Source organism: Cupriavidus sp. HPC(L), assembly GCF_000307735.3.
Taxonomy (GTDB): domain Bacteria; phylum Pseudomonadota; class Gammaproteobacteria; order Burkholderiales; family Burkholderiaceae; genus Cupriavidus.
Map to the genome: position 1 here is coordinate 1 of NZ_AMPR02000211.1, position 4970 is coordinate 4970.

2 protein-coding genes and 1 pseudogene are annotated in these 4970 nt (G+C 71.5%); 1 reads left to right on the plus strand and 2 read right to left on the minus strand.

Annotation, left to right across the window (positions count from 1 at the left end; genetic code table 11):
• Nucleotides 1-81 precede the first annotated feature (81 nt).
• Nucleotides 82-654 (minus strand): rhombosortase, encoded by a 573-nt coding sequence (gene rrtA, locus B551_RS13055; protein ID WP_023264262.1) that lies wholly within the window; start codon nt 652-654, stop codon nt 82-84.
• 90 nt (nt 655-744) lie between these two features.
• Nucleotides 745-3555, minus strand: coding sequence for a bifunctional [glutamate--ammonia ligase]-adenylyl-L-tyrosine phosphorylase/[glutamate--ammonia-ligase] adenylyltransferase (gene glnE, locus B551_RS13060; RefSeq protein ID WP_052511361.1), 2811 nt, complete (start codon nt 3553-3555; stop codon nt 745-747).
• Nucleotides 3556-3783: 228 nt separating this feature from the next.
• Between glnE and B551_RS13065 the strand changes: the two are divergent.
• Nucleotides 3784-4970: pseudogene (locus tag B551_RS13065) on the plus strand (DUF748 domain-containing protein); the annotation flags it as partial.

The window sequence follows — 4970 nt, forward strand, 5'->3', positions numbered from 1 at the left end:
TGGCGCTGGCCGGTCTGTTCGGCCTGTGGCTGCCCGCGGGCCGTCGCCGTCGGGAGCCGCGTTGAATCGAAGGCCGGCGCGCTAGCCTCCGGCGGCGCGCCGCTGCGCCCACCACTGTTGGGCGAGCCACCAGCCGAAGCCGGCGACCGCGCCGGCCGAATGGGCCGCCCGCACCACGCCAAACCCCCATGCCGCGTCGAAGCGCACCGGTGCGAGCCACGACTGTTCGACCCACAGCTTGAGCAGCACGCCGGCGGCGAGCGCAACGCCGATCGCGCGCGACCAGCGGTCCGCCGCCAGCAGACGCAAGGCGCCCCAGACCGCCAGTCCATGCAGCGCGCCCGACAGGCCGCCATACCAGCGCACCGCGGGCTGCCACAGCAGCGCGGCCTGCACCGCGACCCCACAGACCACCAGGGCCAGCAGCATTTGCCGTGCGCCGGCGGCACGGCCCGTCAGCAGCAGCAAGCCCAGCGCCGCCAGTAGATTGCCGAGCCAGTGGCGTCCATCCAGATGGACCCACATCGCGGTCAGCAGCCGCCACCATTGGCGGTCGCCGCCGGGCAGCATCAGCGCATCGCGCAGATAGAGGCCGTGCGCATGCAGCCACGGCACGAAGGTAAATGCGGCCGACAGCGCGCCGATCGCTGCCATCGCGCCCAGGGCCGGCAGTGCGCGCCGCCATGTCGAGGACGGCGCCGTGGCCGGCGGGGCGCCGCCGTCGTGCTCAACGCCCACCGGCGCTCAGTCCTCGCCGAACACGGCCTGCCATAGCGCCCGCACATCGCGTGCCTGCGCCTCGATCGTCTGTGGCGGCACGCGCGCCTGATCCTGGCCGTCGAGCCGCAGCTTGTGCTGGCGCGCGCGGAAGGTCCGGTAGGCGTCGCCGACCGATTCGGCCAGCGTGGCGTCGATCAGGCCGAGCTGCCCGGCCATCCGCAGCAGCGCGATATTGCCGGCGTTGCGCGTCAGCTCCGGATGGGCACGGCTGTGCAGCAGCACCAGATACTGCACGGTGAATTCGATGTCGACCATGCCGCCGCGGTCGTGCTTCAGGTCGAAGCGGTCGCCGCGGTTCGGATGGCCTTCGGCCACCTTGTGCCGCATCGCGACGATTTCCTGGCGCAGCGTGTCGGCATCGCGCGGCTGGCGCAGGACCTCCTCGCGCAGCCGCTCGAAGCGCGCGCCGAGTTCGCGATCGCCGGCGCAGAAGCGCGCGCGCGTCAGCGCCTGATGCTCCCAGACCCAGGCGGTGTTGTCGCCCTGGCGCAGCTGATAGCGGCGGAACGACTCGAAGCTGGTGACCAGCAGCCCGGCGGCGCCGTTCGGGCGCAACCGCGTGTCGACGTCGAACAGCATGCCCGCCGCGGTATGGCTGGTCAGCCAGGTGATCAGGCGGCGCGCATAGGCTGCGTAGATCTCGGCCGCGCCTTCGTCCTCGTCGTCGTGCAGGAAGATGATGTCGAGGTCGGACGCATAGCCGAGCTCCTTGCCGCCCAGCCGGCCGTAGGCGATCACCGCGAAGCGCGGCGTGTCGCGATGGCGCATCGGCAGCTGCTGCCACACTGCGGTCAGCGTGACGTCAAGCATCGCGTCGGCCAGGTCGGACAGGCGATCGGCGATCTGCTCGACCGTCAGCCTGCCGTGCAGGTCCTGCAGCAGCACGCGGAAGGTCTCCGCATGGTGCTCGCGGCGCAGGATATCCATCTGCGCCTCGACCTGGCCGTGGGCGGCCAGCAGGCGCTCGCCGAGCCGGGCGCGGAAGCCCTCCCAGTCGGGCACGCTGGCCAGCGCCTCGGCGTCGAGCAATTCGTCGAGCAGCTGCGGATGACGCGTCAGATAGCTGGCGGCCCAGCGCGACGCGTGCAGGGTATGGGCGACGCGCTCCATCGCCTGCGGATATTCGGACAGCAGCGACAGATAGGAGGCGCGCCGGCTGATCGCATCGAAGAAGTCGAGAAAGCGCGCGATGGTGGCATCGGCGTCGTCCTGCCGCCCCGCCAGGTCCAGCGCACGATTGACCAGCAGGTCGAAGCGCGCCCGGCTCTGCTCGGACAGCGCGCGATAGCGCGGCGAGCTCGCGGTGGCGCGCAGCCGCTCGAGCAGCCCGCCACAGTCGGAATAGCCGGCCTGCGCGAGCCGCGCGCACGGCGCCTCCTCGTCGTCGCCATGCGCCAGCGCCGGCCACAGCGTCTCGGCGGGCGTCTGGCCCTGCTCCGGGTCCGAGAAGGTGACCTCGAACTGCTGCGCCACCGGCTCCTGCAGCTCGGCCAGGCGAGCCAGCAGCGCGGGCCAGTCCGGACAGCCCATCATCCGCGCGACCGCGGCCTGTTCCTCGTCGCTGGTCGGCAGATGATGGGTCTGCGCATCGTCGCGATACTGCAGCCGGTGTTCCAGCTGGCGCAGGAAACGATAGGCATCGGACAGCTGCAGCGCCTGCCCGGCCGGCAGCAGCCCGCGCTCGACGGCGATCGCGAGCACCTCCAGCGTCGGCCGCGCGCGCAACGCCAGGTCCTGGCCGCCGCGGATCAGCTGGAACACCTGCGCCATGAATTCGATCTCGCGAATGCCGCCGCGCCCGAGCTTGATGTCGGCCGAGCGCTGGTTGACGCCATGGCCGGCCAGGCCGCCGCTGCGCTTGGCGGCCTCGGCGCGGATCTGCGCATGCAGCGAGCGGATCGCGGCGATCACGCCGTAATCGAGATAGCGGCGGAACACGAACGGCGTGGTCAGCCGCGCCAGCTGGTCGGCCGCGCGCTGCGCGTGCGGCGTGGCGATCGACGACACCACGCGGCCCTTGATCCAGGCATAGCGTTCCCATTCTCGTCCCTGCACCACCAGGTACTCCTCCAGCATGCCGAGGCTGCAGGCCAGCGGACCGGCATCGCCATTGGGACGCAGGCGCATGTCGACGCGGAACACATAGCCGTCGGCCGTGGTTTCCGCCAGCACGCTGATCAGGCGGCGGCCCAGACGCGTGAAAAATTCGTGGTTCGACAGACTGCGCTGCCCGCCCTGCGTATCGCCGTCCTCGTCGTACAGAAAGATCAGGTCGATGTCGGACGACACATTCAGCTCGCGGCCTCCGAGCTTGCCCATGCCGACCACGATCAGTTCCTGCACTTCGCCGCTGTGCTCGCCGACGGGACGGCCGAAGGTCGGTGCCATGTCGTCGGTCAACGTGGCCAGCGCATGCTGGATCGACAGTTCGGCCAGGTCCGTCATCGCGCCGGTCACCTCGGCCAGCGTGGCCAGGCCGCGCAGATCGCGCTCGATGACGGTGCACATCACCTCGGCGCGCAGCCGGCGCAGCGCCTGGCCGATCGCCTGCTCGGCATCGGCGGCGGGCTGCCGCAGCGCCGTCAGCCGCGCTTCCATCCAGACCCGCGTCAGCGGCTCGGCGCTGGCTTGCGTGACCAGCGCCGGCAGTTCGGGCCGGGCCTGCATCATGCGCCGCACGTAGTGCGAGGCGGCCGCCGAGTACAATGCGTGTCCCTCGCAATCGGCGGGATCGAGACCGGTCGCGGCGGTCAGCGCGAAGGCGCCGCTGGCCATGCCGCCCAGGCCGCCGGCCGCGGTGGCGGCATCCGGTGCAACTGCGTCAGCGGCGGCAGCGTGCCCGCCGGCGCCCGCCTGGGAACTCGGGATATCTGGGGAAGTCATTCCTGTCACTTGGATGGATCGCGGCCGAGGATCGCCGCGCGAGGAACCATGCGCCACCGGTAACGCCGCCCGGGCTGGCTTCGAATTGGAGAGCGGCTAGTATTGTCGGATAATCTGCGCATGTCCAGCCGCGCCACCCCACCCGCCGAACGCCCCACCCCGTCCAGCGGCGCGGCAGCAGCTCAAGGGCCGGAGGGTTCGAGCGCTGGTGCCGCTGCCGCCGCCGCCGGTCCCGCGCCCATCCCAGGCTCCGATCCCACCTCCTCCAGTTCCCATGCCTCCGGCAAGTCGTTTTCGACCTCGGCCTGGCGCCGCCGGGCCGGCCAACTGATCGGCCATCTGAAGGCTTCGCCCCGCGCCACCGGGCGCGCCGTCGCCGCCGCGCTACGGCACCGCTGCTGGGGCTGGATCGCGCGCTGGCTGCTGCGCATCGGCGTCGCGCTGGCGGCCGTCGCCGCGGTGCTGTTCCTGCTGATGCGTTTCGTGCTGTGGCCGCAGGCCGCCGGCGCACGCGCGTGGTTGGAGCAACGCGGCTCCGAGGCGCTGTCGGCCCAGCTGACCATCGCCACGCTGGAGACCTCGTGGGATGGCTGGCATCCGGCCTTCCATGCGCGCGGCGTGCGGCTGGTCGACGAGCAGCAGCGCGTGCTGCTGTCGGCGGACACGCTGCAGGGCGCGCTGTCCTGGCAGTCGTTGAGCGCGCTCGAGCTGCGCTTCGCCCGCTTCGATGCCAACCGCGCCGACGTGCTGGTGCACCGCTCCGCCAAAGGCAAGCTCGAGGTGGCCGGCATGCCGGTCCGCATGCAGGACAGCAGCGGCGACGACCATCGCTTCCTCGACTGGCTGCTGGCACAGGGCTCGGTCACGCTGACCGGCGGCAAGGTGCGCTGGCTCGACGAACAGCGGAGCCTGCCGGTGCTGGAAGTCGGCGACATCCTGCTGCGTTCCACCCGCAGCGGCGCCCGCCACGACCTGCGGCTGGAAGCGCGCTCGGCCGCGCTGGCCGCCCGCCCGCTGGTGGTCACCGGCACCTTCCGCCATACCTATCTGCATGCGCAGGGAGACTGGCGCAACTGGCGCGGCCAGGCCAGCTGGGATATCGGCCAGCTGCAACTGCCGGCCGTGCAGCGCTATTCGAGCCTGTTCGAGCAGGTCGACAGCGGCGTGCTGAGCAGCGACGGCACCATCGAGTTCGCCAATGGCGAGGTGCTGCGCAGCCAGGCCCGGCTGCGCGCGAATGCGGTCGACCTGCGCCTGGCCGGCGCTGCGGAGCCGTTGCGGCTGAACCAGTCGCAGGCACTGCTGCT